The organism is Dechloromonas hankyongensis, assembly GCF_022012295.1.
Classification (GTDB): Bacteria; Pseudomonadota; Gammaproteobacteria; order Burkholderiales; family Rhodocyclaceae; genus Azonexus; species Azonexus hankyongensis.
Genome location: NZ_JAKLTN010000001.1, coordinates 1610781 through 1636599 on the forward strand (window position 1 = coordinate 1610781; position 25819 = coordinate 1636599).

Below are 25819 nucleotides of genomic sequence, written 5' to 3' on the forward strand. Positions count from 1 at the left end.
CTAGCGTGCACTCGCCGACGAATAGTCGTGCACCACGATGCCTTCCGAGCGCGCCACTTTCTCCCGTTCCCATGGTTTCTCGCGCAACGCCAGGTGCGTATCGGCGAGTCCGGCGGCCCAGCGCTCGGCGACGCGGCCGGCGGTGAATTCGATGTCCTTGTTGTGATCCTCGCCGGCCAGGCGCGGCACCTGCAAATAGACGAGGTGGAAGACGCTGCCGCACCCCAGGCGGGCCAGATCGCGCAAGGGCGATTGCGCGTCCGTTTTGGCCAGTTCGTAGCTGAGCAGATTGACCGCATGGCGCAGCTGATGCAGTTCCTGCTCGATGGCAATCAGCGATTCGGCCCGGCTCAGGTACTGGATCTCCTTGCTGCGGCGCAGGACATCGCTCAGGGTTTGCGGCGGGATATCGTTTTGCTGCCACAGCATGGCGAACAGGCACAGCGAGTGGATGCGCGGCTGGTGCAGGATCCAGTCGAGCGGCGTGTTCGAGTAGAGGCCGCCGTCCCAGTACAGGCGGCCGTCGATCTCCACCGGCGGAAAGGCCGGGGGCAGGGCGCCGCTGGCCAGGATGTGCTCGATCCCGATGCGGCAATGCTGCGAATCGAAATAACGGATCTGCGCGCTCTCGACATCGACCGCGCCGACCGACAGGCGCACCGGCGAGTCGGCGAGGTAATCGAAATCGACCAGTTCGAGCAGGGTTTCGCGGAGCGGGGCGACGTCATAGAAACTGGCATCGGTCGGCGCGCCGGCCAGGCCCCAGGCAAATGCGGCATTGGTCCGGGGCTGGAAAAAGCCGGGCAGGCCGAAGGCCATGGTGTGCAGGCTGCGCAGCATGCTGCCCAAGCCGTTGCCCAGCAGCTGGCCGGCTTCGTCGGGCAGCGACCAGCCGGCGGCCAGGCCGGTCTCCGGCCGCGCCATGCGATTCCAGAAAGCCTTGATCCGTTCGAGGCGTCTATTTGGCGGGTTGCCAGCGATCAATGCCGCATTGATCGCGCCGATCGAGGTGCCGACCACCCAGTCCGGCTGCCGGCCGCTGGCCTCGAATGCCTCGTAAACGCCGGCCTGGTAGGCGCCGAGCGCCCCGCCGCCCTGGAAGACGAGGATGCTGCGTTGCGGTTCGATGATGCGGGCTGTCTTGTGGGCGGCAGGCATGGCACATTCCCCCGATGATGGCTACCAGCGCAGGATCTTGTCACCCAGCAGGGCGCCGATTCCGGCCGGAATCAGCGTACCCAGCAGGTACCAGAAGCCGACGAAGGGGGCGCCCATTTCCGGGCAGTGCAGGCAATAGACGACGGCGGCAACAGCGCCTGACAGCAGGCCGGCGGCAAAACCGGCCAGCCGCAGCCGGGTCGGTGCCAGGTTCTTCATGGCGCGCATCACGGCGGCGAAGACCGGGATCGAGAGCAGGGCGATCAACAAGGGGCAGGTTTTCCAGGTGTCGCCGAAGAACAGCTTGGAGCGCTCCAGGGGTTCAGCCTCGATCAAGGCAAAGGCGGCGATGCCCCAGATACCGAGAACCGGCAGGCCGAGCGCCACCGGCACCCAATCGATTTTGGCGCCCGGGCGCGACAGGCGCAGGGCGGCAAACAGCCCAGCCGCGGCCAGAGAGGCGACAAATCCGATCTTGACCCAGAACATCGGCAGCAGAATCGCTTGCGCGAGGTCGTGGCGAATCTGCAGCAGCAGAAGCATGAGCAGGCCGGCACCCAGCGCGCCCCAGCCGATGGATGCCATATAGCGTTGGGCGGCTGGGGGGCCATCGACGGCAACGGCGCCGCTGGCCAGCATGGTGATCAGGTCATCAGTTTTCATAGGACACCTCTAATCTTGGCGGCGAGCGCTTTCAAGCCACGATGGACGCCGACCTTCACCGCCGATTCCGACATCCCGCTCAGATCGGCTGCTTCCTTCACCGACAAGCCTTCCAGCTTGGTGTGCACAATCGGCAGGCGCAGTTGATCGGGCAAGTCGTCGAGCAGCTTGCTCAGGTCCCGCCGCGCTTCGGCCGCCTCTGAATCGGCCGTGGTGAATAGTTCCATTTCGTCGTCCAACGGATCGTTCAACTGCTCATGCACCGCCCGCCGCCGGAGCAGATCGACCAGCTTGTAGCGGGCGATGGCTTGCGCCCAGGCCGACAAGGGCTGCTCAGGGTCATAGGTATGGCGCTGGTTATGCACGGCGAGGAGCGACTCCTGCACTAAATCCTCTATCTCGTCTGGCAAGCCGCTCAGGCGTCGTCTCAGGAAGGCGCGCAGATGCGCGCTCAATTCCGTCAAGAACGCCTGGTAGGCGGCATTGTCGCCGGCAAGACCCCGTACCAGAAGTCCTCTCAGGCGATCTTCCTTGGCACGAAACCCTGCTTCTCTGTTTATTCGTTGCATCGGGGCCTTTGGTTACATCAGCCGGAAAAAATACCGGCCGATGTGTTGGGAAAAGAAATTTTGCCTGAGCTTGTAACCATTCACCAAGCATGCGCGAACTACCTTTCAGACAAGGCAATCAAACTCATTAGCCACCTGTTGGAAGGACGGCCATGGCAAACACTACCGATCTGATACATCCACGCTGGGTACGCATCACCCACTGGGTCAATGCCGTCGCCGTCGTCATCATGACCATGAGCGGCTGGCGCATCTACAACGCCTCGCCATTTTTCCCCTTTGCCATCCCGGGTGAAATCACCCTCGGCGGTTGGCTGGGCGGCGCGATCCAATGGCATTTTGCGGCGATGTGGCTGCTGGTCGGCAACGGCCTGATCTACCTGGCGTGCAATATCGTCAGCGGACGCCTGGGGCGCAAGTTCTTCCCGTGGTCGCCGCGGGCCTTTGTGGCCGATGCGTTGGCCGCGCTGAAAGGCAAGCTGGCGCATGCCGATCTGAGCCACTACAACATGGTGCAACGGGCCGCCTACCTGTTCGTGATGCTCGACCTGGTGCTGCTCGTGCTGTCCGGCCTGGTGCTGTGGAAGTCGGTGCAATTCCCCCTGTTGCGTGAACTGCTCGGCGGCTACGAAGCGGCTCGGCGCGAGCACTTTCTGGCCATGGCGGCGCTGGTCGCCTTCTTCGTCATTCACATCGTCATGGTGGCGCTGGTTCCCCGCACGCTGCTGGCCATGATCCGCGGTCGTTAGGAGTCATCGCCATGTTCAAGAAACCTTCCCGGCAACCCATCGCCCATGGCGATCTCGTACTGAAGGACGCGCTGAAGGATATGGGGCGTCATCTCGAGCAACCGATGCGCCGCGCCTTCCTGCAGCGGACCTTGAGTCTGGGCGGGCTGTCGCTGCTTAGCGGCTGCGGCATCGTCGAGGAAAGCGATGTCGAAAATGCGCTGATGAAAGTCTCGCGCTTCAACGACAAGGCCCAGGCCTTCCTGTTCGACCCCAACCGGCTGGCGCCGACCTATCCGGATTCGATGATTACCCGCCCGTTCCCGTTCAACGCCTACTACGGCGAGGACGAGATCCGGGAAGTCGAGGAAGAGGGCTATCGCCTTGAAGTCACCGGCCTGGTCGCCGACAAGCACGCCTGGACGCTCGCCGAGTTGCGCGCCATGCCGCAGACCGACCAGGTCACGCGTCACATCTGCGTCGAAGGCTGGAGCGCCATCGGCAAATGGGGCGGCGTGCCGTTTTCCAGCTTCCTGCGCCGGGTGGGGGCCGATCTGAACGCCAAGTACGTCGGCTTCAAATGCGCCGACGACTACTACACCAGCATCGACATGCCCACCGCCCTGCATCCGCAAACGCTGCTGACGCTGACTTACGACGGTCAGCCCTTGCCGCCGCGCTACGGCTTCCCGATGAAACTGCGGATGCCGACCAAGCTCGGCTACAAGAACCCGAAGCACATCCAGGCCATTTTCGTCACCAACACCTACCCCGGGGGCTACTGGGAAGACCAGGGGTACAACTGGTTCGGCGGCAGCTGAGCAATCCCGCACAACTGCCCTGAATACCCGGCACTTTTGCCGCTACTTACCAACTACAACGGAGTCCATCATGAAAACAATCATTACCAGCATTTTCGCCGCATGTTTGATGCTTGCCGGCAGCACCGCCTTTGCCGACGACATGATGAAGAAAGACGCCATGTCGCACGACGGCATGGCCAAGGACGGCATGAAGAAGGATGCGATGGGCAAGGACCACATGGCCAAGGATGGCATGAAGAAAGATGCCATGGGCAAGGGCGAGATGAAGAAGGACACCATGGGCAAAGGCGAAATGAAGAAGGACGCCATGGGCAAGGACGAAATGAAGAAGTAAGTAGGTATCAGGTGGGGTACGGGGCAAATTCGCCTGGCCCCACCGTTCCAAGGCGACACCAGGCAGGAGCAAACCATGAATTTTCTTTTCAGATCGTTGACAGCCGGCTTGCCGGCGCTGCTCGCCAGACTGGCCCTGGCGTTTGCGATTCCCGCCCATGCCATTCCGGTGCAGGCCGAGAGCGTCCGGGATAACGCCTTGCAGACCGCCGTTTTCGCCGGGGGATGTTTCTGGGGTGTCGATGCCGTGTTCAAGCACGTCAAAGGCGTCGCCAGCGTCGAATCGGGCTATGCCGGCGGTAGCGCCGACAAGGCCAATTACGAGGCGGTCAGCAGCGGCCGCACGGGGCACGCCGAAGCGGTGCGCGTTCGCTTCAATCCGGCGCAGGTTTCGTATCAACAACTACTGCAAGTCTTCTTCGTCGTCGCTCACGACCCGACGCAACTCAACCGGCAAGGCCCGGACGTCGGCAGCCAATACCGTTCAGCTGTTTTCTACACCGATGCCGAGCAGCAAAAAACGGTCGCCGACCAGATACAGAAACTGACGGCGGATCGTACATTCGGTAAACCCATCGTCACCCAAGTCGCTGCCCTGCAGCAGTTCTATCCCGCAGAGGCGTATCACCAGAACTATCTCGCGCTGCATCCCAACCAACCCTACATCGTCATCCACGACTTGCCCAAGATCGAGCATCTGCGCAAACAATTCCCCGCGCTCTATCAGTAGGCCGGCCGGAGCGCGAATTCAACGCGTCGAATTCAACTCGTCTTTTCCGTCCGCTGGCGGACGAAATCCTGTGCCGCCTGGATGTAATTGCTGATAGCCTCGCTCGGAGTTATCGGCTGGACAGGGGCCGGGATGTCGAGTGCAAGCGCATTGAATCGCGTCTCGGCTTGTGGCGTGATGAAGTCCGCTTGGTGCGCGGCCGCCATTAGCGCCGAGTAAACCGGGTTGAACTGATTGTTGGCAAGGGCACGTAATTCCGGATCATTCACCAGGGATTGCAAGGCAGCCGCTGCGGCCGAGGTGCTCTGTGTTGCGGCCAAGGCGTCGGCATTCGACACGCCAACTGGGGCTGCCGCCGTAACGGTCGCGGCATTTGCGGTGGGTGCAGCCGCGGGCGATGTATCGGCTACTGGCGTTGCTGCCAGGAAGCGCCCAAGCGACGACACGCGGACGATACTGGAAGTACTGTCCGCGACTGCCGCCCTGCTTACCGCAGCGGCGCTGGTCGGCGACCGGTCGAAGAGCGGATTGATCGTGCTCGGATCGGTGAGCGCGACTGGCTGGATATTCAGTGAAACGGCCATAACGAACGCTGCCCTGCACAATAGATGCTACGTGTTTCGTAGAGCAGCTTTTTCCGGCAGGCGGTCCGAACAACTCCACACACGGAACGGTGAACAGTTCACCCGTACTCTTTTTCGAGTGGTTGCGAACGGCAAGGTTCCCTCAGTGATCCAACCCTCAGTAGGCCGGCCATTGTGGCATCTGGCTTTCGGCGCAGGATTTGGTTATCTTGTTGAGAAATTTATCAAAGACGACAAACTGGACGGACAGCGATGTTGATCGAGACGGATGAAGGCCCATCTCCAGGTGCCCATTGTTGGCTTTCAACGATGGATCTCGAGCCCGGCATGGTGTTGGCCAGGCCGGTCTTCGGCCGCTCCGGCCAGCAGTTGTCGATGCATTTGGCGGTCGGCAGCAGCATTACCGCCAGCACGATCAGCCAATTGATCACCAAGGGGGTGGAGTGCGTCGCCGTCGCGCGGCAGGCGCCGGCTGATGAGGCAGGCCGGGCGGAAGCGGTGGCCCGCTACGAATCCCGGCTGCACGAAATCTTCGGCGCCGACCCCGACGAAAATTGCGGCCCCCTGCTGGCTGCATTGCTTGCCGAGGGACCCGGCACATGTTGAGCCAAGCCAATCTCGCCGCCGACGCAGCCAAACTGGCCGGCACCTTGCCGCCGTTTCCACAGGTGGTATTGCAACTGCTGGACATGCTGCGCGACGAAGATACCTCGCTCGAAGCGCTCGCCCGGCTGGCGCGCAACGACCCGGTGATCACCTCCGGCATCCTGGCAACGGCCAACCGCATTCGGCGCGTTCATCTCCAGTCGGAAATCTACGATCCGTTCATCGGCGCCTCGCTGATCGGCGTCAACCAGTTGCGCCGCATCGTGGTCGAATCGGCGCTCAACAAGTTTCTCGCCAATCAGAAGGGGGCGGATTTCCTGCTCCAGCATTCGCGGGCGGTCGCCATCGTCGCCCAGGAACTGGCCGCGCTATGCGGCGTGTCGCCGGAAAAGGCCTTCGTCGCCGGCATACTGCACGATATCGGGCAGCTCTGTTTCCATGTTCTGGATGCCGATGCCTTCCAGGAGGTGTATCGGCTATCAGCGATCGACGGCAGGTTGCTGGAGCATGAAGCGGCTATTTTCGGGGTCGATCATGCGATGCTGGGGGGGGAACTCACCCGGCACTGGGGGCTGCCCGACGATTTCGTGTCGGCGATTGCCGAGCATCACGATGGCACCACGGTCAGCAGCCCGTTGCAGGCCGTCATCAACGTGGCCGAGAGTCTGACCCGCGCTCTGGATATCCCCCCTTCGCCCAAGAATCGCCTGACCAGGCTCAATGCGGCAGCGGTCCATAGTCTGCAGATCGCGTGGGACAGCGAGGAAATGCGCGACTGTTACGGTCGCTGCCGGGCCCGCTTCCGGCAAGCCGGATTCTGAGTCCCTGGTCCCCACCATTCCTTTCAGATCGTCGGCGTGAGCTGACGGGCGTTCGCTTGGGCGGCGCGGTGGCGCAATTGGCGCTTGGGTCTTCCATTTCCTCAGCATCGGATGCCGCGCTTTGTTGAGCTAGATACGGCAAGGCGCTGTTGGAGAATCAGGCAAGAAAAGCGGACGATTCGTATATCGATGAATGGTGTGCATGGACAAAAATACGCCTCAAGCGGCAAGGCATACCATTTCATGCAAAGGATAAGGACATGGAAAACTTCACCTTCTTCAATCCGACCAGGATCGAATTCGGGACCGGCAAGGAGCAACTGATCGGACGGCATCTGGCCGAGCATGGCGTCAAGAAGGTGCTGCTCTGCTACGGCAGCGAGCGCATCAAGCGGGAAGGCCTGTTTGATCTGGTCAGCAAGAGCCTGTCCGAGAAAGGGATTTCACTGGTCGAACTCGGCGGCATCGTCAGCAATCCCGTCATCTCCAAGGTGCGTGAAGGGATTGCGCTGGCCAGAACGCAGCAGGTCGATGCCATCCTGAGCGTCGGCGGCGGTTCGGTGCTCGATAGCGCCAAGGCGATTGCCGCCGGCGTGCCTTACGCCGGCGACGTGTGGGATTTGTTTGCCGGCAAGGCGCGCATCGCGTCGGCACTCCCCTTGTTCGCCATCCTGACCCTGGCCGCTACCGGCAGCGAGATGAACCCGTCGTCGGTCGTTACCAACGACGAGACACGGGAAAAGTTCTTTATCGCCTCGACGGCGCTGTTCCCTAAGGTTTCCATCGTCAATCCGGCGCTGATGCAGGGGGTGACGCGCGACTATCTGGCCTATTCGGCGGCCGACGTCATCGCGCATTTGATCGAGGCCTATTTCACCGCGACCGTGCATCCCAGGTTGCAGTCCCGGCTGGTCGAGTCACTCCTCAATACCATCATCGAGACGACCGAGGCATTGCTCGCCGATCCGGCCGACTACGATGCGCGCGCCCAGTTCGCCTGGGCGGCGACCCTGGCTTTGAATGGACTGAGCTATTCCGGCGCCGCCGGTTTCAGCTATCCCAATCATGCCATCGAGCACTCGCTTTCGGCGCTGTTCAACGTGCCGCACGGTGCCGGTCTGTCGGTCGTCGTGCCGGCCTGGATGAAGTGGTACCAGGAGCGCAACCCGGCCCAGTTCACGCGGTTCGCCCGAAACGTGTTTGGCGTCGATACCGGCGAGCAAGGCATTGCGGCGCTGGAGGCGTGGTTCGCCAAGATCGGTACGCCAACACGGCTGGGGCAGCTGGGAATCCGCGAAGCAGACCTGCCTGCCACCGTCGACAACGTGCTGGGGAACCTGCGCGTCTTCGGTATTGCCGATAGCTACCCCCGGGAAGCGGTGGTCGCCATCCTGACCAACGCACTGTAAGCAGCGCAGTCTGCCGGCCGCACGGCAGGGCGGGCGTCTCAGCGACACCTGCCTGGCCGCTTCGCTCAATGCCGCCCGTCGTTCTTCGCCCGGAATTCCCGTATGGTCTGCAGAAAGGCCTGCAAGATCGGTGAGGTCTCGTCGGTGCGGTAAATGCAGCTGAGGTCGACCACCGCGTCGGGGGCGTTGGCCAGGCGGCGGTAGACGACACCGGGGACGCTCAGGCTGGTGGCGGCTTCGGGGACCAGGCTGAGGCCGAAGCCGGCGGCGACCAGGGCGACGCTGGTCGGCGCGTCGCCGACTTCCTGGGCGACATTCGGCTCGAAGCCTTCGCCGGCGCACAGCGACCACACCTTGTCGATGAAGCTGGGGCGCGCGCCGCTGGGGAACAGGATGAGCGGCTGGCCGGCCAGTTCCTTGAGCAGGATGGCTGCCTTGGCCGCCAGGGGGTGTTTCTCGTTGACCGCGACCATGATGCTTTCGAGCATGACCGGCTCCGACGAAATGTCGGGCAGGGGGGCGAGCATGCGGTTGAAGCCAACCATGATGCGGTGCTGGCGCAGGGCTTCGATCTGCTCCTTCTTGCTCATCTGGTGCAGGGCGATCTGGACGTCCGGGTGGCTGGCGCGGAAGGCGTGCAAGACCTTGGGGATGACGTCGAGGATGCCCGAGCCGAAAATGCCGATGTCCATCTTGCCGCGCTTGCCCTGGCCGGCCTCGCGGACGCGCTCGACGGCCTGGGTCATCAGCTCGCGGATGTTGCGGGCGTCGCGCAGCAGCATCTCGCCGGCCTGGGTCAGCTCGACGCCGCGCGCCGTGCGCAGGAAAAGCTGGGTGCCGAATTCCTCTTCCAACTGCTGGATCTGCCGGGTCAGCGGCGGCTGCGAAATGTGCAGGCGGGTCGCGGCGCGGCCGATGTTGAGTTCCTCGGCGACGGCGATGAAGTATTTGAGTTGCCTGAATTCCATGTCAGCTCCCCCTTAGCCGCCATCCTTCTTCTTCAGCCGGTATTGCAGCTGCGGCCGGGTAATGCCCAGCGTGCGGGCGGCGCCGGCCAGGTTGCCGTCGGCGCGCTTGACGGCCTCGTCGATCAGGCGGTTTTCCAGATCCTCGAAGGGGATGCCGCTGGCCAGGATGGCATCGATCAGGCCGGCCGAGGCGCACGGCTCCTGCTTCTGCTCCAGGCTGCCGGCCTGCGAAATCTGTGCTTCGCTGAAATCGCTGTCGGCGACGTTGGCGAACAGGTGCTCAAGTTCGATCCAGCCGCCGTTGGGGGCGAGGATGATGCCGCGCTCGATCATGTTTTCCAGTTCGCGCACGTTGCCCGGCCACTGGTAGTGCTTGATGGCCTGCATGGCCTTGTCGCTGACGCCGAGCAGCTTCTTTTCGTAGAGCGTGCCGAAGCGGGTGACCATGGCCTCGATGAGCAGCGGGATGTCGGCGATGCGCTCGCGCAGCGGCGGAATCTGGATCGGATAGACACTGAGCCGGTAATAGAGGTCGGAGCGGAAACGCCCGGCCTTGACGGCGGCCTGCAGGTCGACGTTGGTGGCGGCGACCAGGCGGATGTTCAGCTTGCGCACGCGGTCGTCGCCCAAGCGTTCGATCTCGCCTTCCTGCAGCACGCGCAGCAGCTTGGCCTGGGCGGCGAGCGGCAGTTCGCCGATTTCGTCGAGGAACAGGGTGCCGCCGTCGGCGCGCTCGAACTTGCCCATGCGCGAAGTCTGGGCGCCGGTGAAGGCGCCTTTCTCGACGCCGAACAGCTCGGATTCGATCAGGTCGTTGGGCATCGCCGCGCAATTGACGGCGATGAACGGCCCCTGCTTACGGTTGCTCATCTGGTGCAGGGTGCGGGCGAAACGCTCCTTGCCGACGCCGGTTTCGCCGAGCAGCAGCACGGTGACCTGGGTACCCGAGGCGCGGGTGACGAGGTCGTAGGCATGCTGGAAACCCTTGGAATTGCCGACCAGTTGCGGCGCCTGGCCCTGCTGCGAAATGGTGGTGCGCAGGTAGTCGACCTGGTGGCGCAGTTCCAGCAGGTGGTTGAGCATGGAGTCGGATTCGAAATAGCCGGCGTGCTGGTCGGCGTCTTCCCATTCCTCCAGCGGCTTGCCGACGATGCGGCAGTTGTTGTGGCCGCAGGCGACGCACTCGACTTCCTTGAACAGGATGAAGCGCCCCATGAAGGCCGAGGTGTAGCCCGAGGCGTAGCCGATCTGCGACCAGCACACCGGTTCGTCCGACTGGCCCAGTTCGCGCAGGTGGATATCCTGCTCCCAGGAGTTCTCCCACAGGAATTCGCCGGAAAAGGTGCCGCTGTCGAAATCGAGCTTCATGTCGATCGGCGTGACGCGGACGATGCCTTCCAGCATGTGCAGTTGCGGGCCGGTGAAGAAGGCGTCCTGCAGCGACTGGTGGCCGCGGATGCGCTTGGCCAGCTCGGCGTCGCAGACGCCGGCGGCGTAACCCATGCGGGTGAGCAGGCGACGGGCGTGCTCCTTGCCGACCGAGCCGACCAACTCGCGGCGCAGGGCGCCGAGGGCCGAGGTGTGCATCAGCACCATGCGGTTCTCGGCCAGCCAGATCGTGCCGTCCTTCTCGCAGAACTTGACCAGATTGCGCAGGTCGTTCGATTCCGGGTAACGGATGATAGTCATGTTGTCTCACTGTCGCGGAGCGTCCCCGGGGCCGGGGCGGTCTGCTTATGTTCTGTCGTGGTGCCGACTTGGCCTTGCTCCGGCAACCGATAATTTTCTCGAGATTATTCCACGGTTTTGTCGGCCGTGGGGGAGTGCATGCACCCCAAAACGGCGCGCCATTCACATGGCATGGCGGCCGGCGCGGCGGAATTCGCGGGGGCGGCTTCGGGCATCAAAACCGGTCATCCGGCAGTTGATCATTTGATTAACTGAAGCGAAATCTATTCATCAGATCGTAATCGTGCGCCGCAGCAAAACGGGCATCTGTTTTTCGTGTTTCCAATAAAAACAGCGACTTAATTCATTGGCACGCTCCTTGATAAAGAAAGGTCCGGCAGCGATGGGCGCTGCGCAGTTTTCAGGAGGCAGGGCATGGGGCATCACGAGAAGCAAGGCAGCACCTTCGATGCGGGGCGTCACTATGTCCGCATTTGCAAGCGTCGTCCTGACGGCTTCATCGAATTCGAGTTTTCGATCGGCGATCCGGAACTGGCTGTCGAGCTGATGTTGCCCGAACCGGCCTTCCACGAGTTTTGCCTGGGCAACGAGGTCATCGTGCTCGATCCGGCCACCTCGGATCAGGGCGACTGGGTTTCCCGGTTGAACGATGCCTCGCGCCAGGGTTTTGAAGACGCAGTTTGACGAAGTTTGAATACCCCGCCCGCGGGGAATAACGAGAGGAGACCTACATGCAGATTGATCTGCGTACCGTGGCCATCAAGCCGTTGCGCCACACCTTCGACCACCTGATCGAGCGTTTCGGCGACAAGCCGGCCAGCCGCTATCAGGAAGGCAGCTACAACATCCAGCAGGAGCACATCTTCCACTACCGGCCGACCTGGGATGCCGACCGCGTGCTGTTCGACAAGAAGCGCACCAAGATCGAGATGAAGGACTGGTACGCGCTGAAGGACCCGCGCCAGTTCTACTACGGGGCCTACACCATCGCCCGTGCCCGCCAGCAGGACGCCGCCGAGTCGAGCTTCGACATGATCGAGGATCGTGGCCTGGCCGAAATGATCCCGGCCGAACTGAAGCAGATCGCCCTCGACGTCCTGGTGCCGATGCGCCATGTCGAGTGGGGCGGCAACATGGGCAATTCCTATATCGCGGCCTACGGCTACGGCACGGTCATCACCCAGCCCTGCCTGTACCACGCCATGGACCACCTCGGCGTCGCCCAGTACCTGACCCGCATCGGGCTGGTGCTCGACGGTCCGGATGCCCTTGATGCCGCCAAGGAAGCCTGGATGTCCGGCGCCGCCTGGCAGCCGATGCGCCACCATGTCGAGAACCTGCTCGTCCTCGACGACTGGTTCGAGATTTTCGTCGCCCAGAACTTCGTGCTCGAAGGCCTGCTCAATCCGATGCTCTACGACTACCTGGATGCTGAGTTCTCGGCCCACGGCGGCACGGCCATTTCGATGATGACCCGCTTCATGGCCGAATGGTCGGCCGAAACCGCCAAGTGGGTCGATGCCCAGATCAAGGTGGTGGCCGCCGAGTCGCCGGCCAACAAGGATCAGCTGAGCGCCTGGATCAAACAGTACCGCTCGGCCACCCGCGAGGCGCTCGCCCCGATTGCCCAGCGTGCCTTCGGCGACAAGGCCGACGAGGTGCTGGCCGATCTCGCCTCCGAATTCAACGCCCGCTGCGCCAAGCTCGGCCTGGCTGTCTAGGAGTTTTCATGTCTACCGTATTCATCGCCTTTCAAACCAACGAGGACACCCGTCCCATCGTCGAGTCCATCCTCGCCGACAACCCGCATGCGGTGCTCGACGAGCAGCCGGCCATGGTCAAGATCAATGCCGAGGGCAAGCTGGTCATCAAGCGCGAATCCATCGAGGAACGCATCGGCCGCGACTTCGACCTGCAGGAGTTGCAGATCAACCTGATCACGCTGTCCGGCAACATCGACGAGGACGACGACCAGTTCACGCTGGCCTGGAAAAACTGAGCAAGGAGACTCACATGGACATGAAAACCAACACCAAGAAGCTGGGCCTCAAGGAAAAGTACGCCCACATGACGCGCGGCCTGGGCTGGGAAACCACCTACCAGCCGATGGACAAGGTCTTCCCGCAGGCTGCCTTCGAAGGCATCAAGATTCACGACTGGGAGAAGTGGGAAGACCCCTTCCGCCTGACCATGGACGCCTACTGGAAGTACCAGGCCGAGAAGGAGCGCAAGCTGTACGCCGTGCTCGACGCCTTCGCCCAGAACAACGGCCACCTCGGCATCACCGATGCGCGCTACCTGAATGCGGTCAAGCTGTTCCTGACCGGCATTTCGCCGCTCGAATACGTCGCCCACCGCGGTTTCGCCGCGGCCGGCCGCAACTTCCCGGGCGTCGGCCCGCGCGTCGCCTGCCTGATGCAGTCGATCGACGAAATCCGCCACGCCCAGACCCAGATCCACGCCCTGTCGAACTACAACAAGTTCTACGAAGGCTTCCACGCCGGCGCCGCGCACCAGATCGAGCGCGTCTGGTACCTGTCGGTGCCCAAATCCTTCTTCGACGACGCCTTCTCGGCCGGCCCCTTCGAATGGATGATCGCCATCGGCTTCTCCTTCGAATACGTGCTGACCAACCTGCTGTTCGTGCCCTTCATGTCCGGTGCCGCCTACAACGGCGACATGGCGACGGTGACCTTCGGCTTCTCGGCCCAGTCCGACGAAGCACGCCACATGACGCTCGGCCTCGAGTGCATCAAGTTCATGCTGGAACAGGACCCGGACAACCTGCCCATCGTTCAGAAGTGGATCGACAAGTGGGCCTGGCGCGGCATCCGCGTGCTGACCCTGGTCGGCATGATGATGGACTACATGCTGCCCAAGCGCGTCATGAGCTGGAAGGAAGCCTGGGAAATCTACTTCGAGCAGAACGGCGGCGCGCTGTTCAACGACCTGGCCAAGTACGGCATCAAGGTGCCGGACTGCATCACCCAATGCACGGTCGACAAGGAACACATCTCGCACCAGGCCTGGGCCACCTTCTACCAGTACGCCCACGCCTCGGCCTTCCACACCTGGCTGCCGAACGACGAGGAAATGGACTGGCTGTCGGCCAAGTACCCGAACACCTTCGACAAGTACTACCGGCCGCGCTACGAAAAGTGGCGGGAGATGGCCGACAAGGGCGAGCGTTTCTACAACAACACGCTGCCCATGCTGTGCCAGGTCTGCCAGATTCCGATGGTGTTCACCGAGCCGGACGACCCGACCAAGATCTGCTACCGCGAATCCGATTACCAGGGCGAGAAGTACCACACCTGTTCGGACGGTTGTAAGCACATCTTCGACGACGAACCGGAGAAGTACGTCCAGGCCTGGCTGCCGGTGCACCAGATCTACCAGGGCAATTGCTTCCCCGAAGGCACCGACCCGACGGTCGAAGGCTTCGACCCGATGGCCAAGGTGCTCGAGTGGTACCACGTCGAAAACGGCAAGGACAACCTCGACTACGAAGGCTCGGGCGACCAGGCCAATTTTGCTGCCTGGCGCGGTGCCGCAACGCAAAACACCTGATCGATCACAACCAGCGGAGGGCGATTGCGCCCTCCCGACAAGCATTTAGGAGACGAACATGGCTGTCAAAGCCCTTAGCGAATACAACTTCCCGGCCGCCGATACGCAGGACAAGTTCCACGGCAACCAGCTGCTCTACGTCGGCTGGGATGATCACCTGATGTTCTGCGCGCCGTTTGCCTACTGCATCCCGCCGAGCACCAAGTTCTCGGAACTGGTCGAGAAGCACCTGCCGCATTCGTACAGCCGTCACCCGGACTGGGAGAAGGTCGATTTCGGCAAGGCCGTCTGGCTCAAGTCCGGCCAGCCGTTCCAGCCGGATATGAACAAGACCCTGGCCGAGCTGGGCCTCAAGCACAAGGACGTGCTGCGCCTGCAGACGCCCGGCCTCAACGGCAACGGCACCTACTTCTAGGTCGAGGGCGGCATGAGCTACGAACTGACCATCGAACCGCTGGGCCAGACCATCGAAGTCGAGGACGGCCAGACCATCCTCGACGCCGCCCTGCGCGCCGGCATCTACCTGCCGCACGCCTGCTGCCACGGCCTGTGCGCCACCTGCAAGGTGCAGGTGACGGACGGCGAAGTTGATCACGGCGAGGCTTCGACCTTTGCCCTGATGGACTTCGAGCGCGAGGAGGGCAAATGCCTGGCCTGTTGCTCCCGACTCGAATCGGATGTAGTGATCGAGGCCGAGATCGAGGACGATCCCGACTCGCTGAACCTGCCGGTCGAGGATTACGAGGGCGAGGTGGTCAGGATCGAGTCGCTGACGCCGACCATCAAGGGCATCTGGCTCAAGCTGGACCGGCCGATGAAATTCCAGGCCGGCCAGTACATCAATCTGGAAATCGAAGCCCTGGGTGGCCAGTCGCGCGCCTTCTCGCTGGCCAATGCGCCGCAGACCGACAACGTGGTCGAGCTGAACGTGCGCATCGTGCCCGGCGGGCAGGTCACGACCTGGCTGCACGAGCAGTTGAAGGTCGGCGACCGCCTGAAGTTTACCGGCCCGTACGGGCGCTTCTTCGTCAAGAAGTCGGCCAACGTGCCTCTGGTCTTCATGGCCGGCGGTTCGGGGCTGTCCAGCCCGAAGTCGATGATCGAAGACCTACTCAGCGAGGGTTGTTCGTTGCCGATGACCCTGGTCTATGGCCAGCGTAGCCGCGCCGAGCTGTACTACGACGCCGAGTTTCGGGCTTTGGCCGGGAAATACCCGAACTTCACCTACGTGCCGGCGCTGTCCGACGAGCCGGCCGGTTCGGACTGGACGGGGCAGCGCGGCTTCGTGCACGAGGCGGCGAAGGCCTATTTCGGCAACGACTTCCGCGGCCACAAGGCCTACCTGTGCGGTCCGCCGGCCATGATCGAAGCGTGCATCACGGCCCTGATGCAGGGCCGGCTGTTCGAGCGCGACATCTACATGGAGAAGTTCTTCTCGGCGGCAGATGCCTCGCAGCAGCTGAAAAGCCCGCTGTTCAGGAACATCTGATCGGCGACGGAGCGGCCATGATCTATTTCAACGTGTTGATCGAGGAAACCGGCGAGACCTTTCGTTGCTCACCCAATGAATCTCTGCTCGTCGGCATGGAGCGCCTGGGCAAGAAGGGCATACCGGTCGGGTGCCGGGGCGGCGGCTGCGGGGTGTGCAAGGTGGAAATCACCTCGGGCAGCTATCAGAAGCGGGTGATGAGCCGCGACTACGTCAGCGTCGAGGACGAGGCGGCGGGCCGGGTGCTGGCCTGTCGGGTGCGGCCGACCAGCGACATCACGCTGCGCGTGCTGGGAAAAATGGCGAAGAACGTTTGCCGGACGCAGACCTTGGCGTCGGCGGTGTCGGCGGCGGCCTAGAAGAAACCGTCATTCCCGCCTGCGTGGGAATGACGGCTTCGCTGATCAGGCGTGCCGCTTCTCGTTCAGCTGTTCGACCGGGATCGATTGCACCGAGCGGAAGGTGAGCTGGATGTGCTCGGACAGGATGTCGGCGGCCTTGTCGGCGTCGCGGTTCATGGCGGCGTGGAGCAGGGCTTCGTGCTCGACGTGGATGTCGCGCGGGATGGGCTGCAGGTAGAGCGACATGCGGCGATAGCGCTCGGCCTGGTGATAGAGGATGGACAGGAAATGCTTGAGCCAGCGCGACGGGCAGGCGGCGATCAGCACCTCGTGGAAGATGCGGTTGCGTTCTTCCCATTCCTCCCGGTCCTCGCTGCCGATGCGCTTTTCCTCGGCCTTGGCGAGGCGGTGGAAGGCGGCCAGCAGGTTGGCCTCCCAGGCATCGTCGCCCATGGCGATGGATTGGCGCAGGGCGTTGCATTCGAGCATGACGCGGGTGCGGGTGATGTCCTCGAAATCCTCGAGCGACACCGGGGCGACGCGAAAGCCGCGCTGCCCCTGGCTGATCACCAGGGCGTCGGAGATGAGCAGGGAGAGGGCTTCGCGCAGGGTGCCGGCGCCGACCCCGTAGTTGTCCTTGAGGTGTTCGACGCGCAGCTTTTCATCGGGGGCCAGGCGGCCTTCGATGATGTCCCGGCGCAAGGCGCGGTAGGCCGATTCGACCAGGGTTTTCGGCTCGGCGGCGAGGCCTTCGGCAGTAGCGCTGATGTTCATGATGTTTGGCTTATGGGTAGGACCACGTTTGCAAAATTCTAACCCGATAGCAGGAATTTTCGGGTGAATTAAAAAATCTCGAGAAAAATTGTTGACATCGAGATTAACTGTAAATATCGTTATGGTAAAGCGATTGCATAGATTTTTATGTGACCGCCACACTCAAAAAAAGGAGCAGACAAATGGCAATGACTGGCGTACTTCGTCCCGGGCACGTTCAACTGAGAGTGCTCGATCTCAATGAAAGCGTTGATTTCTATTCGAACGTCCTGGGTCTCATCGAGACCGGCCGCGATGCCATGGGACGCGTCTATTTCAAGACCTGGGAAGAGCGCGATCACCACAGCGTGATCCTGCGTCAGGCCGATAACGCCGGGGTCGACTTCTTTGCCTTCAAGGTCGACAGCGACGCCACCCTGGCCAAGCTGGAGAAGGACCTCAACGCCTATGGCGTTGCTACCAAGCGCATCGAGGCCGGCGACCTGCTGGAAACCCGTGAGCGCGTGCGCTTCACGCTGCCGACTGGTCACGACATCGAGCTGTATGCGCACAAGACCGCCATCGGCAACGAAATGGGCGAGTTGAACCCGGAAGCCTGGTGCGCCAATGCCGAAAAGGGCATCGCCCCGATCCGCCTCGATCACGCGCTGCTCTACGGCCCGGACATCGAGAAGGCCCAGGCCATCTTTACCGACGTCCTCGGCTTCTTCCTGGTCGAGCACATCGCCCTCGATGACAGCCAGGATCTGGCCATCTGGCTGTCGTGCTCGACCAAGGCGCACGACATCGCCTTCGTTCGCCATCCGGAACCGGGCAAGCTGCACCACGTTTCCTTCCTGCTCGAAACCTGGGAGCAGGTGCTGCGCGCCGCCGACATCATGTCGATGAACCGCGTCTCCATCGATATCGGCCCGACCCGCCACGGCGTTACCCGCGGTACGACGATTTACGCCTTCGATCCGAACGGCAATCGCTTTGAAACCTTCTGCGGCGGCAACTATGCCTACCCCGACCAGAAGCCGACCAAGTGGACGATGGATGAAGTCGGCGCCGCCGTGTTCTACCACGACCGCAAGCTGAACGACCGCTTCCTGACGGTGGTGACCTGATGCAAGTCGCCGTCAGCACACCGGGGATCACTGCCGAGGCAGCCTCCGCAGCCTGTGCGGCGGCGGTTGCCTTCGCGGCGGCGAAGGGCTGGAAAATCAACGTCGCGGTTGTCGACCGCGGCGGCAACCTGATGGCCTTCCTGCGCCAGCCGGGTGCCTACATCCACTCCATCGACATCGCCATCGACAAGGCCTACACCTCGGCCAGCTTCGGTTTTCCGACCAAGGCCTGGATGGGCGCCATCGGCCACGACGACGGCATGAAGTTCGGCTTCTCCAACCAGCCTCGCCTGATCGTGTTCGGCGGCGGTTTGCCGGTGCCGGGCGAGGGCGGTGAATGGATAGGCGGTATCGGTGTATCCGGTGCCTCGGAGTCCGAGGACGAGGAATGCGCCAAGGCAGGACTGGCCGCCATCGGGCTGGCCTGACAACGAAACCCAACAGAGGACAGCATGAAACAGATCCTGAATTTCATTAACGGCGAATTCATCTCAACCGCCAAGCAGTTCGAGAAGCGTACCCCGCTCGATAACTCGCTGATCGGCATGGTGCACGAGGCCGGCAAGGCCGAGGTCGACGCCGCGGTCAAGGCCGCGCACGAGGCGCTGAACGGCCCGTGGGGCCGGATGACCGTGGTCGAGCGCACCGACATCCTGAACAAGGTCGCCGACGAGATCAACCGCCGCTTCGACGAATTCCTCGAAGCCGAATGCGCCGATACCGGCAAGCCGAAGAGCCTCGCCTCGCATATCGACATCCCGCGCGGCGCCGCCAACTTCAAGATTTTCGCCGACGTGATCAAGAACGCGCCGACCGAATTCTTCGAAATGGCTACCCCGGACGGCAAGGGCGCCATCAACTACGCCATGCGCCGCCCGGTCGGCGTGGTCGGCGTCGTCTGTCCGTGGAACCTGCCACTGCTGCTGATGACCTGGAAGGTAGGCCCGGCGCTGGCCTGCGGCAACACCGTGGTCGTCAAGCCGTCGGAAGAAACCCCGCAAACCGCCACCCTGCTCGGCGAGGTGATGAACGCCTGCGGCGTGCCCAAGGGCGTCTATAACGTCGTGCATGGCTTCGGCCCGAACTCGGCCGGCGAATTCCTGACCACCAACCAAAACGTCAACGCCATCACCTTCACCGGCGAAACGCGTACCGGTGCCGCCATCATGCGTGCCGCCGCAGAGGGCGCCCGCCCGGTGTCGCTGGAAATGGGCGGCAAGAACCCGGCCATCGTGTTCGCCGACGCCAACCTCGACGTCGCCATCGAAGCCACGCTGCGTTCCTGTTTCTCGAACTGCGGCCAGGTCTGCCTGGGCACCGAGCGCGTCTATGTCGAGCGGCCGTTCTTCGAGACCTTCGTCGCTGCGCTGAAGGCTGGCGCCGAGAAGTTGAAGCTGGGCGTGCCGAGCGACCCGAGCGCCAACATGGGGCCGCTGGTCAGCCAGGAACACCGCGACAAGGTGCTGTCCTACTACGCCAAGGCGGTCGAGGAGGGCGCAACGGTGGTCACCGGCGGCGGCATTCCCGACATGCCGGGCGAACTGGCCAACGGCGCCTGGGTGCAGCCGACCATCTGGACCGGCCTCGACGACAACGCCGCCGTGGTGCGCGAGGAAATCTTCGGACCGTGCACGACCATCATGCCCTTCGACAGCGAAGAGGAAGTGATCAAGCGCGCCAACGACACCACCTACGGTCTGGCCGCCTCGGTGTTCACGCAGGACGTCAATCGTGCGCACCGCGTCGCGGGCAAGATCGAAGCCGGTCTGGTCTGGGTCAACAGCTGGTTCCTGCGCGACCTGCGCACGCCGTTCGGCGGTGCCAAGCAGTCCGGTATCGGCCGCGAAGGCGGCGTGCATTCGCTCGAGTTCTACACCGAACTCAAGAACGTCTGCATCAAGCTGTAAGGCGGCACGGCATGTCGGCAAACTCTCCCGAAATCGGCCGCCAGATCGTGGCGGGCGGCATCGCCACCAACTACCACGATGTTGGTAGTGGGGCGCCGGTGCTGCTCATCCACGGTTCGGGGCCGGGGGTGACGGCGTGGGCCAACTGGCGGCTGGTGCTGCCGGAGCTGGCCAAGACCTGCCGTGCCATCGCGCCGGACATGGTCGGCTTTGGCTACACCGAGCGGCCGGCCGGTATCGAGTACGGTGTCGATGGCTGGGTCGATCACGCCATCGGCTTGCTCGACGCCCTGGGTATCGAACAAACCGACCTGATCGGCAATTCCTTCGGCGGCGCCATCGCGCTGGCCCTGGCCATCCGCCATCCGCAGCGCGTGCGCCGGCTGGTGCTGATGGGCAGCGTCGGCGTGCCGTTCCCGATTACCGCCGAACTCGATGCGGTGTGGGGCTACCAGCCGTCGCTGCAAGCCATGCGCGGCCTGCTCGACATCTTTGCCTACGACCGTGGTCTGGCCACCGATGAGCTGGCCGAACTGCGCTACCAGGCCAGTATCCGGCCCGGCTTCCAGGAGTCGTTCTCGGCCATGTTCCCGGCCCCGCGCCAGCGTTGGGTCGATGCCATGGCCAGCGCCGAAGCAGACATCCGAGCCATCAAGCACAAGACGCTGGTCATCCACGGCCGCGACGACCGGGTCATTCCGTTGGCCAATTCGCTGACCCTGAACCGCTGGATCGAGGATTCCCAACTGCACGTCTTCGGCCGTTGTGGCCATTGGGTGCAGATCGAGCACAACGCCGATTTCAACCATCTCGTCAGCCACTTCCTGGCCGATTGAACCGAGGAAACAACACGATGGAAAAAGCACAAATCCTGCAACTGGGCGATGAACTCTACGAGGCGCTGGCCGCCCGCAAGACGGTCAGCCCGCTGACTTCGCGCGGCTTCGACATCAGTATCGAGGACGCCTATCACATCCAGCAGCAGATGCTGTCCCGCCGCCTGGCCAATGGCGAAAAGATCATCGGCAAGAAGATCGGCGTCACCAGCAAGGTGGTGATGGACATGCTCGGCGTCTATCAGCCCGACTTCGGCTACCTGCTCGACGGCATGGTGTACAACGAGGGCGAGTCGATCCCGATGGATAGCCTGATCCAGCCCAAGGCCGAGGGTGAAATCGCCTTCGTGCTGAAGAAGGACCTGATGGGCCCCGGCGTCACCAACGCCGACGTGCTGGCCGCCACCGAAGGCGTGATGGCCTGCTTCGAGATCGTCGATTCGCGCATCGAGAACTGGAAGATCAAGATCCAGGACACCGTGGCCGACAACGCTTCGTGCGGCGTCTTCGTCCTCGGCGACCGCCTGGTCGATCCGAAGTGCCTGGACCTGACGATGTGCGGCATGGTGGTCGAGAAGAACGGCGAGATCATCGGCACCGGCGCCGGCGCCGCCGCCCTCGGCTCGCCGATCAACGCCGTGGCCTGGCTGGCCAATACCCTGGGCAAGCTGGGCATTCCGCTCAAGGCCGGCGAGGTCATCCTGTCCGGTTCGCTCGCCCCGCTGTTTCCGGTCACCGCCGGCGACAGCCTGCGCGTGTCGATCGGCGGCATCGGCGGCTGCTCGGTGCGTTTCGTTTAAGGACCGCGCCATGGACCTCCAGATTTCCGGCAAGAAAGCGGTCGTCACCGGTTCGACCGCCGGCATCGGCTTCGCCATTGCCAGCGAACTGGCCCGCGAAGGCGCCAGCGTGGTCATCAACGGCCGCAGCCAGGCCGGTGTCGATGCCGCGGTGGCGCGCCTGAAGGCCGCCGTGCCGGGCGCCCTGGTGGCGGGCTGCGCGGCCGACCTGTCAAACGCGGCCGGCTGCGAAGCCTTGTTCGCCGCCCATCCGCAGGCCGACATCCTGGTCAATAACCTCGGCATTTTCGATCCGTCGCCCTTCGAAGCCACGTCGGACAGCGAATGGCAGCGCTTCTTCGATACCAACGTGATGAGCGGCGTCCGCGTTTCGCGCCATTACGTCGCCGGCATGAAGGCTGCCAACTGGGGGCGCATCGTTTTCATCTCCAGCGAATCCGGCATCAACACCCCGGGCGAGATGGTGCATTACGGCATGACCAAGTCCGCCCAGCTCGCTGTGTCGCGCGGCCTGGCGCAAAGCTGCGCCGGCACCGGCGTCACGGTCAATGCCGTGCTGCCCGGCCCGACCCGCTCGGAAGGCGTCGCCGAGTTCTTCGGCAAGCTGGCCGCCGAATCCGGTATTGGCCTGGCTGAAATGGAGCGTCGCTTCTTCGCCGAAGGCCGGCCGACTTCCATCCTCAAGCGAATGATCGATCCGTCCGAAGTCGCCGCGCTGGTTGCCTACGTGTGCAGTGCGCGGGCGGCAGCGACCACCGGCGCCGCCCTGCGCGTCGAAGGCGGCATCGTGTCCACGATTTGTTGAAACCCCAACAAGGAATAATCCCATGACCCAAAAAATCAAATGCGCGCTGATCGGCCCCGGCAACATCGGCACCGACCTGCTGTACAAGCTCAAGCGCAGCCCCGTCCTCGACCCGGTATGGATGATCGGTATCGACCCTGAATCCGAAGGCCTCAAGCGGGCCGCCGACATGGGCTTGAAGACCTGCGCCACCGGCGTAGACGGCTTCCTGCCGCATGTGTTGAAGGACGAAATCCAGATCGCCTTCGACGCCACCTCGGCATATGTCCACGCCGAGAACACCCGCAAGCTCAACGCCCTCGGCGTCCTGATGATCGACCTGACGCCCGCCGCCATCGGCCCCTACTGCGTCCCGCCGGTCAACCTCAAGGAACACGTCGGTCGGCGTGAAATGAACGTCAATATGGTCACCTGCGGTGGCCAGGCCACCATCCCGATGGTTGCCGCGGTTTCCCGCGTCCAGCCGGTTGCCTACGGCGAAATCGTCGCCACAGTCTCCTCGAAGAGCGCCGGCCCTGGCACCCGCAAGAACATCGATGAATTCACCCGCACCACCGCCGGTGCCGTCGAAAAGGTGGGCGGTGCCAAAAAAGGCAAGGCCATCATCATCATCAACCCGGCCGAACCCCCGCTCGTCATGCGCGACACCGTGCACTGCCTGACCGAAACCGCCCCGGATCAGGAAAAGATCACCGAATCCATCCACACCATGATCAAGGAAGTCCAGAAGTACGTCCCCGGCTACCGCCTGGTCAACGGCCCGGTCTTCGACGGCAACCGCGTCTCCGTCTACATGGAAGTCACCGGTCTGGGCGACTTCCTGCCCACCTACGCCGGCAACCTCGACATCATGACCGCCGCCGGTGCCCGCACCGCCGAAATGTTCGCCGAAGAAATGCTCAAGGGCACGCTCAAGCTCGCCCCGGTGCAAGCCTAAGGAATAGGAGAAAACAAAATGACCCTCAAAGGCAAAAAAGTCACCGTCCATGACATGACGCTGCGCGACGGCATGCACCCCAAGCGCCACCTGATGACCCTCGACCAGATGGTCAGCATCGCCACCGGACTCGACGCCGCCGGCGTGCCGCTCATCGAAGTCACCCACGGCGATGGCCTCGGCGGCTCCTCGGTCAACTACGGCTTCCCGGCCCACACCGACGAGGAATACCTCGGCGCCGTCATCCCCAGGATGAAGAACGCCAAGGTTTCCGCCCTGCTGCTCCCCGGCATCGGCACCGTCGACCACCTCAAGATGGCCAGAGACCTCGGCGTCCACACCATCCGCGTCGCCACCCACTGCACCGAAGCCGACGTCTCCGAGCAGCACATCACCATGGCCCGCAAGCTGGACATGGACACCGTCGGCTTCCTGATGATGGCCCACATGAACAGTGCCGACGGCCTGGTCAAGCAGGCCAAGCTGATGGAGTCCTACGGGGCCAACTGCATCTACGTCACCGATTCGGCCGGCCACCTGCTGCCGGAAGGCGTCAAGGAACGTCTGTCTGCCGTCCGCGCAGCCCTGAAACCGGAAACCGAACTCGGCTTCCACGGCCACCACAACCTGGCCATGGGCGTCGCCAACTCCATCGCCGCCATCGAAGTCGGCGCCAACCGCATCGATGCGGCAGCCGCCGGCTTGGGTGCCGGGGCCGGCAACACGCCGATGGAAGTCTTCATCGCCGTGTGCAGCCTGATGGGCATCGAGACCGGGGTCGATGTTGCCAAGATCACCGACGTCGCCGAAGACCTCGTCGTCCCGATGATGGATTTCCCGATCCGCATCGACCGCGATGCGCTGACCCTGGGCTACGCCGGGGTCTATGGCTCCTTCCTGCTTTTCGCCAAGCGCGCCAGCGCCAAGTACGGCGTGCCGGCGCGCGACATCCTGGTCGAACTGGGCCGTCGCGGTATGGTCGGCGGCCAGGAAGACATGATTGAAGACACCGCCATCACCATGGCACGCGAACGGGGATTGATCTAATGAACCTCAACCAGAACACCATCGTCGGCCTCGCCGAGCTGCTCGAAACCGCCGAACTGCAGGCGCACGATGTCGTCAAGATCACCGATGCCCATCCGGAAATGGATTGGGACGACGCCTACGCCATCCAGAACGAAATCCTGCGTCGCAAGCTGGCGCGCGGCAACCGCGTGGTCGGCTTGAAATGCGGCCTGACCTCGCGCGCCAAGATGAAGCAGATGGGCGTTGAGACGCCGTGCTTCGGCTTCCTGGTCGACTACTTCACGGTGCCGGATGGCGGCGAGGTGAAGATCAAGGAACTGATCCACCCCAAGGTCGAGCCGGAAATCGCCTTCGTGCTGAACCGGCCGCTCAGCGGGCCGGGTTGCCATGTCGGCGCCGTGCTCGCCGCCACCGACTTCGTGATGCCGGGCATCGAGGTCATCGACTCGCGCTATCGCGATTTCAAGTTCGACCTGAAGAGCGTCATCGCCGACAACTGCTCGTCCTCGCGCTATGTACTGGGCGGCATGGCGGTGCCGGTCGCCGACCTCGATCTGCGCACCCTGGGCGTGGTCATGGAGAAGAACGGCCAGACCGTCGCCATCGGCGCCGGCGCCGCCGTGCTCGGCCATCCGGCGGCGGCCATCGCCATGCTGGCCAACCATCTGGGCGAGCTCGGCGAGGAAATCCCGGCCGGCACCATGATCCTGTCCGGCGGCGTCACTGAAGCGGTGTCCGTCGAGGCGGGCGATCACGTCAATCTGCGCATCCAGTCCCTGGGTAGCGTCAGTCTCAAGTTCGCCTGAGGGAGCGGCCATGCCTTTCGCCCAAATCTACCTGATCGAAGGCCGCAGCGATGAGCAGAAAAAGGTGCTTATCGAGAAGGTCAGCGCCGCCATGGCCGAGGCGCTCGGCGCGCCGCTGGAAAACACCCGGGTGTGGATACAGGACGTACCCAAGGCGCAGTGGGGCATTGGCGGCAAGACCGCCAAGGACCTCGGTCGCTAGCAATTCGGCATAAAGGGCGGGGCGCAAGCCCCGACCCATCTGCCGATTCTGGGTTGATACCCGACAGGTATCGGAGTAACGAGCAAATGGTATTGGACGGTATTGGCCGATGTCGGCCATTATTCGATCAAT

At 63.0% G+C, this 25819-nt stretch carries 32 protein-coding genes; 25 read left to right on the plus strand and 7 right to left on the minus strand.

What is annotated here, in order from left to right; translation table 11 throughout:
- Genes LZ012_RS07640 through LZ012_RS07650 form a run of 3 tightly spaced genes read right to left on the minus strand, consistent with a single transcriptional unit; the run spans position 1 to position 2381 of the window.
- A complete protein-coding gene (locus LZ012_RS07640) occupies positions 1 to 1158 on the minus strand; it encodes a patatin-like phospholipase family protein (protein WP_275709237.1) in 1158 nt (385 codons plus the stop codon).
- 21 nt (positions 1159 to 1179) lie between these two features.
- Positions 1180 to 1821: a DUF1109 domain-containing protein gene (locus tag LZ012_RS07645; RefSeq protein WP_275709239.1), complete on the minus strand. Its 642-nt coding sequence runs from the start codon at positions 1819 to 1821 to the stop codon at positions 1180 to 1182.
- On the minus strand, positions 1818 to 2381 hold the full coding sequence (locus LZ012_RS07650; protein ID WP_275709653.1) for a sigma-70 family RNA polymerase sigma factor: 564 nt from the start codon (positions 2379 to 2381) through the stop codon (positions 1818 to 1820). Before LZ012_RS07650 ends, LZ012_RS07645 begins: the two co-directional genes overlap by 4 nt.
- Here LZ012_RS07650 and LZ012_RS07655 point away from each other — a divergent pair.
- The 5 genes from LZ012_RS07655 to msrA all read left to right on the plus strand — a co-directional run bounded on the left by LZ012_RS07655 (position 2265) and on the right by msrA (position 5005).
- Complete coding sequence (locus LZ012_RS07655; protein WP_275709660.1) at positions 2265 to 2564, plus strand: hypothetical protein; 300 nt, start codon at positions 2265 to 2267, stop codon at positions 2562 to 2564. The two genes, LZ012_RS07650 and LZ012_RS07655, sit on opposite strands and share 117 nt — an antisense overlap.
- Positions 2543 to 3139 (plus strand): cytochrome b/b6 domain-containing protein, encoded by a 597-nt coding sequence (locus tag LZ012_RS07660; RefSeq protein WP_275709241.1) that lies wholly within the window; start codon positions 2543 to 2545, stop codon positions 3137 to 3139. Before LZ012_RS07655 ends, LZ012_RS07660 begins: the two co-directional genes overlap by 22 nt.
- A gap of 11 nt (positions 3140 to 3150) precedes the next feature.
- Positions 3151 to 3939 (plus strand): molybdopterin-dependent oxidoreductase, encoded by a 789-nt coding sequence (locus tag LZ012_RS07665; RefSeq protein ID WP_275709243.1) that lies wholly within the window; start codon positions 3151 to 3153, stop codon positions 3937 to 3939.
- Between the two features lie 70 nt (positions 3940 to 4009).
- A complete protein-coding gene (locus tag LZ012_RS07670; RefSeq protein ID WP_275709245.1) occupies positions 4010 to 4276 on the plus strand; it encodes a pentapeptide MXKDX repeat protein in 267 nt (88 codons plus the stop codon).
- A 108-nt stretch (positions 4277 to 4384) separates the two neighbouring features.
- A complete protein-coding gene (msrA, locus tag LZ012_RS07675; RefSeq protein WP_275709247.1) occupies positions 4385 to 5005 on the plus strand; it encodes a peptide-methionine (S)-S-oxide reductase MsrA in 621 nt (206 codons plus the stop codon).
- A 32-nt stretch (positions 5006 to 5037) separates the two neighbouring features.
- Here msrA and LZ012_RS07680 read toward each other — a convergent pair whose 3' ends face one another.
- Positions 5038 to 5589, minus strand: coding sequence for a hypothetical protein (locus LZ012_RS07680; RefSeq protein ID WP_275709249.1), 552 nt, complete (start codon positions 5587 to 5589; stop codon positions 5038 to 5040).
- A 309-nt stretch (positions 5590 to 5898) separates the two neighbouring features.
- Between LZ012_RS07680 and LZ012_RS07685 the strand changes: the two genes are divergently transcribed.
- From LZ012_RS07685 to LZ012_RS07695, 3 genes are all read left to right on the plus strand, one after another.
- Positions 5899 to 6195 (plus strand): hypothetical protein, encoded by a 297-nt coding sequence (locus LZ012_RS07685; RefSeq protein ID WP_275709250.1) that lies wholly within the window; start codon positions 5899 to 5901, stop codon positions 6193 to 6195.
- Positions 6189 to 7016: an HDOD domain-containing protein gene (locus LZ012_RS07690; protein WP_275709252.1), complete on the plus strand. Its 828-nt coding sequence runs from the start codon at positions 6189 to 6191 to the stop codon at positions 7014 to 7016. Before LZ012_RS07685 ends, LZ012_RS07690 begins: the two co-directional genes overlap by 7 nt.
- Positions 7017 to 7276: 260 nt before the next feature.
- Positions 7277 to 8425: an iron-containing alcohol dehydrogenase gene (locus LZ012_RS07695; RefSeq protein WP_275709254.1), complete on the plus strand. Its 1149-nt coding sequence runs from the start codon at positions 7277 to 7279 to the stop codon at positions 8423 to 8425.
- A gap of 65 nt (positions 8426 to 8490) precedes the next feature.
- Here LZ012_RS07695 and LZ012_RS07700 read toward each other — a convergent pair whose 3' ends face one another.
- Complete coding sequence (locus tag LZ012_RS07700; protein ID WP_275709256.1) at positions 8491 to 9393, minus strand: LysR family transcriptional regulator; 903 nt, start codon at positions 9391 to 9393, stop codon at positions 8491 to 8493.
- 12 nt (positions 9394 to 9405) lie between these two features.
- Positions 9406 to 11082, minus strand: coding sequence for a sigma-54-dependent Fis family transcriptional regulator (locus tag LZ012_RS07705; protein WP_275709258.1), 1677 nt, complete (start codon positions 11080 to 11082; stop codon positions 9406 to 9408).
- A 414-nt stretch (positions 11083 to 11496) separates the two neighbouring features.
- Here LZ012_RS07705 and LZ012_RS07710 point away from each other — a divergent pair, with 414 nt between their 5' ends.
- From LZ012_RS07710 to LZ012_RS07740, 7 genes are read left to right on the plus strand one after another with little or no spacing between them, the layout of a single operon-like run.
- The gene (locus tag LZ012_RS07710; protein ID WP_275709260.1) at positions 11497 to 11766 is read left to right on the plus strand and encodes a phenol hydroxylase subunit; all 270 of its coding nucleotides are present in this window, start codon (positions 11497 to 11499) and stop codon (positions 11764 to 11766) included.
- A 47-nt stretch (positions 11767 to 11813) separates the two neighbouring features.
- On the plus strand, positions 11814 to 12803 hold the full coding sequence (locus tag LZ012_RS07715; protein ID WP_275709262.1) for an aromatic/alkene monooxygenase hydroxylase subunit beta: 990 nt from the start codon (positions 11814 to 11816) through the stop codon (positions 12801 to 12803).
- Positions 12804 to 12811: 8 nt separating this feature from the next.
- Complete coding sequence (locus LZ012_RS07720; protein WP_275709265.1) at positions 12812 to 13081, plus strand: MmoB/DmpM family protein; 270 nt, start codon at positions 12812 to 12814, stop codon at positions 13079 to 13081.
- A 14-nt stretch (positions 13082 to 13095) separates the two neighbouring features.
- Positions 13096 to 14652, plus strand: a complete 1557-nt coding sequence (locus LZ012_RS07725) for an aromatic/alkene/methane monooxygenase hydroxylase/oxygenase subunit alpha (RefSeq protein ID WP_275709267.1) — start codon at positions 13096 to 13098, stop codon at positions 14650 to 14652.
- Positions 14653 to 14710: 58 nt separating this feature from the next.
- Complete coding sequence (locus LZ012_RS07730; protein WP_275709270.1) at positions 14711 to 15067, plus strand: phenol hydroxylase subunit P4; 357 nt, start codon at positions 14711 to 14713, stop codon at positions 15065 to 15067.
- Between the two features lie 12 nt (positions 15068 to 15079).
- Positions 15080 to 16141, plus strand: coding sequence for an NADH:ubiquinone reductase (Na(+)-transporting) subunit F (locus tag LZ012_RS07735; protein WP_275709272.1), 1062 nt, complete (start codon positions 15080 to 15082; stop codon positions 16139 to 16141).
- A gap of 17 nt (positions 16142 to 16158) precedes the next feature.
- Positions 16159 to 16500, plus strand: a complete 342-nt coding sequence (locus LZ012_RS07740; RefSeq protein WP_275709274.1) for a 2Fe-2S iron-sulfur cluster binding domain-containing protein — start codon at positions 16159 to 16161, stop codon at positions 16498 to 16500.
- Between the two features lie 45 nt (positions 16501 to 16545).
- Here LZ012_RS07740 and LZ012_RS07745 read toward each other — a convergent pair whose 3' ends face one another.
- Positions 16546 to 17256 (minus strand): GntR family transcriptional regulator, encoded by a 711-nt coding sequence (locus LZ012_RS07745; protein WP_275709276.1) that lies wholly within the window; start codon positions 17254 to 17256, stop codon positions 16546 to 16548.
- A 182-nt stretch (positions 17257 to 17438) separates the two neighbouring features.
- On the opposite strand from LZ012_RS07745, the gene LZ012_RS07750 reads away from it, so the two are divergent.
- The 10 genes from LZ012_RS07750 to LZ012_RS07795 are packed head-to-tail and all read left to right on the plus strand — an operon-like array spanning position 17439 to position 25687.
- Positions 17439 to 18365: a catechol 2,3-dioxygenase gene (locus tag LZ012_RS07750; RefSeq protein WP_275709279.1), complete on the plus strand. Its 927-nt coding sequence runs from the start codon at positions 17439 to 17441 to the stop codon at positions 18363 to 18365.
- Complete coding sequence (locus tag LZ012_RS07755) at positions 18365 to 18793, plus strand: GlcG/HbpS family heme-binding protein (protein ID WP_275709281.1); 429 nt, start codon at positions 18365 to 18367, stop codon at positions 18791 to 18793. Before LZ012_RS07750 ends, LZ012_RS07755 begins: the two co-directional genes overlap by 1 nt.
- A gap of 24 nt (positions 18794 to 18817) precedes the next feature.
- Entirely contained in the window at positions 18818 to 20272 is a 1455-nt protein-coding gene (locus LZ012_RS07760; protein ID WP_275709283.1) for a 2-hydroxymuconic semialdehyde dehydrogenase, read from the plus strand.
- Between the two features lie 11 nt (positions 20273 to 20283).
- Positions 20284 to 21108, plus strand: a complete 825-nt coding sequence (locus LZ012_RS07765) for an alpha/beta fold hydrolase (protein WP_275709285.1) — start codon at positions 20284 to 20286, stop codon at positions 21106 to 21108.
- A 17-nt stretch (positions 21109 to 21125) separates the two neighbouring features.
- Entirely contained in the window at positions 21126 to 21908 is a 783-nt protein-coding gene (gene dmpE, locus LZ012_RS07770) for a 2-oxopent-4-enoate hydratase (protein ID WP_275709287.1), read from the plus strand.
- Between the two features lie 10 nt (positions 21909 to 21918).
- Entirely contained in the window at positions 21919 to 22713 is a 795-nt protein-coding gene (locus LZ012_RS07775; protein ID WP_275709289.1) for an SDR family NAD(P)-dependent oxidoreductase, read from the plus strand.
- Between the two features lie 22 nt (positions 22714 to 22735).
- Positions 22736 to 23650 carry an acetaldehyde dehydrogenase (acetylating) gene (locus LZ012_RS07780; protein WP_275709291.1) on the plus strand — a complete coding sequence of 305 codons (915 nt, stop codon included), beginning with the start codon at positions 22736 to 22738 and terminating at the stop codon, positions 23648 to 23650.
- Positions 23651 to 23668: 18 nt separating this feature from the next.
- A complete protein-coding gene (dmpG, locus tag LZ012_RS07785; protein WP_275709294.1) occupies positions 23669 to 24697 on the plus strand; it encodes a 4-hydroxy-2-oxovalerate aldolase in 1029 nt (342 codons plus the stop codon).
- Positions 24697 to 25485 (plus strand): 2-oxo-3-hexenedioate decarboxylase, encoded by a 789-nt coding sequence (gene dmpH, locus LZ012_RS07790; RefSeq protein WP_275709296.1) that lies wholly within the window; start codon positions 24697 to 24699, stop codon positions 25483 to 25485. The genes dmpG and dmpH overlap by 1 nt, the downstream gene beginning before the upstream one ends.
- A gap of 10 nt (positions 25486 to 25495) precedes the next feature.
- Positions 25496 to 25687: a 2-hydroxymuconate tautomerase gene (locus LZ012_RS07795; RefSeq protein WP_275709298.1), complete on the plus strand. Its 192-nt coding sequence runs from the start codon at positions 25496 to 25498 to the stop codon at positions 25685 to 25687.
- Positions 25688 to 25819: the final 132 nt, after the last annotated feature.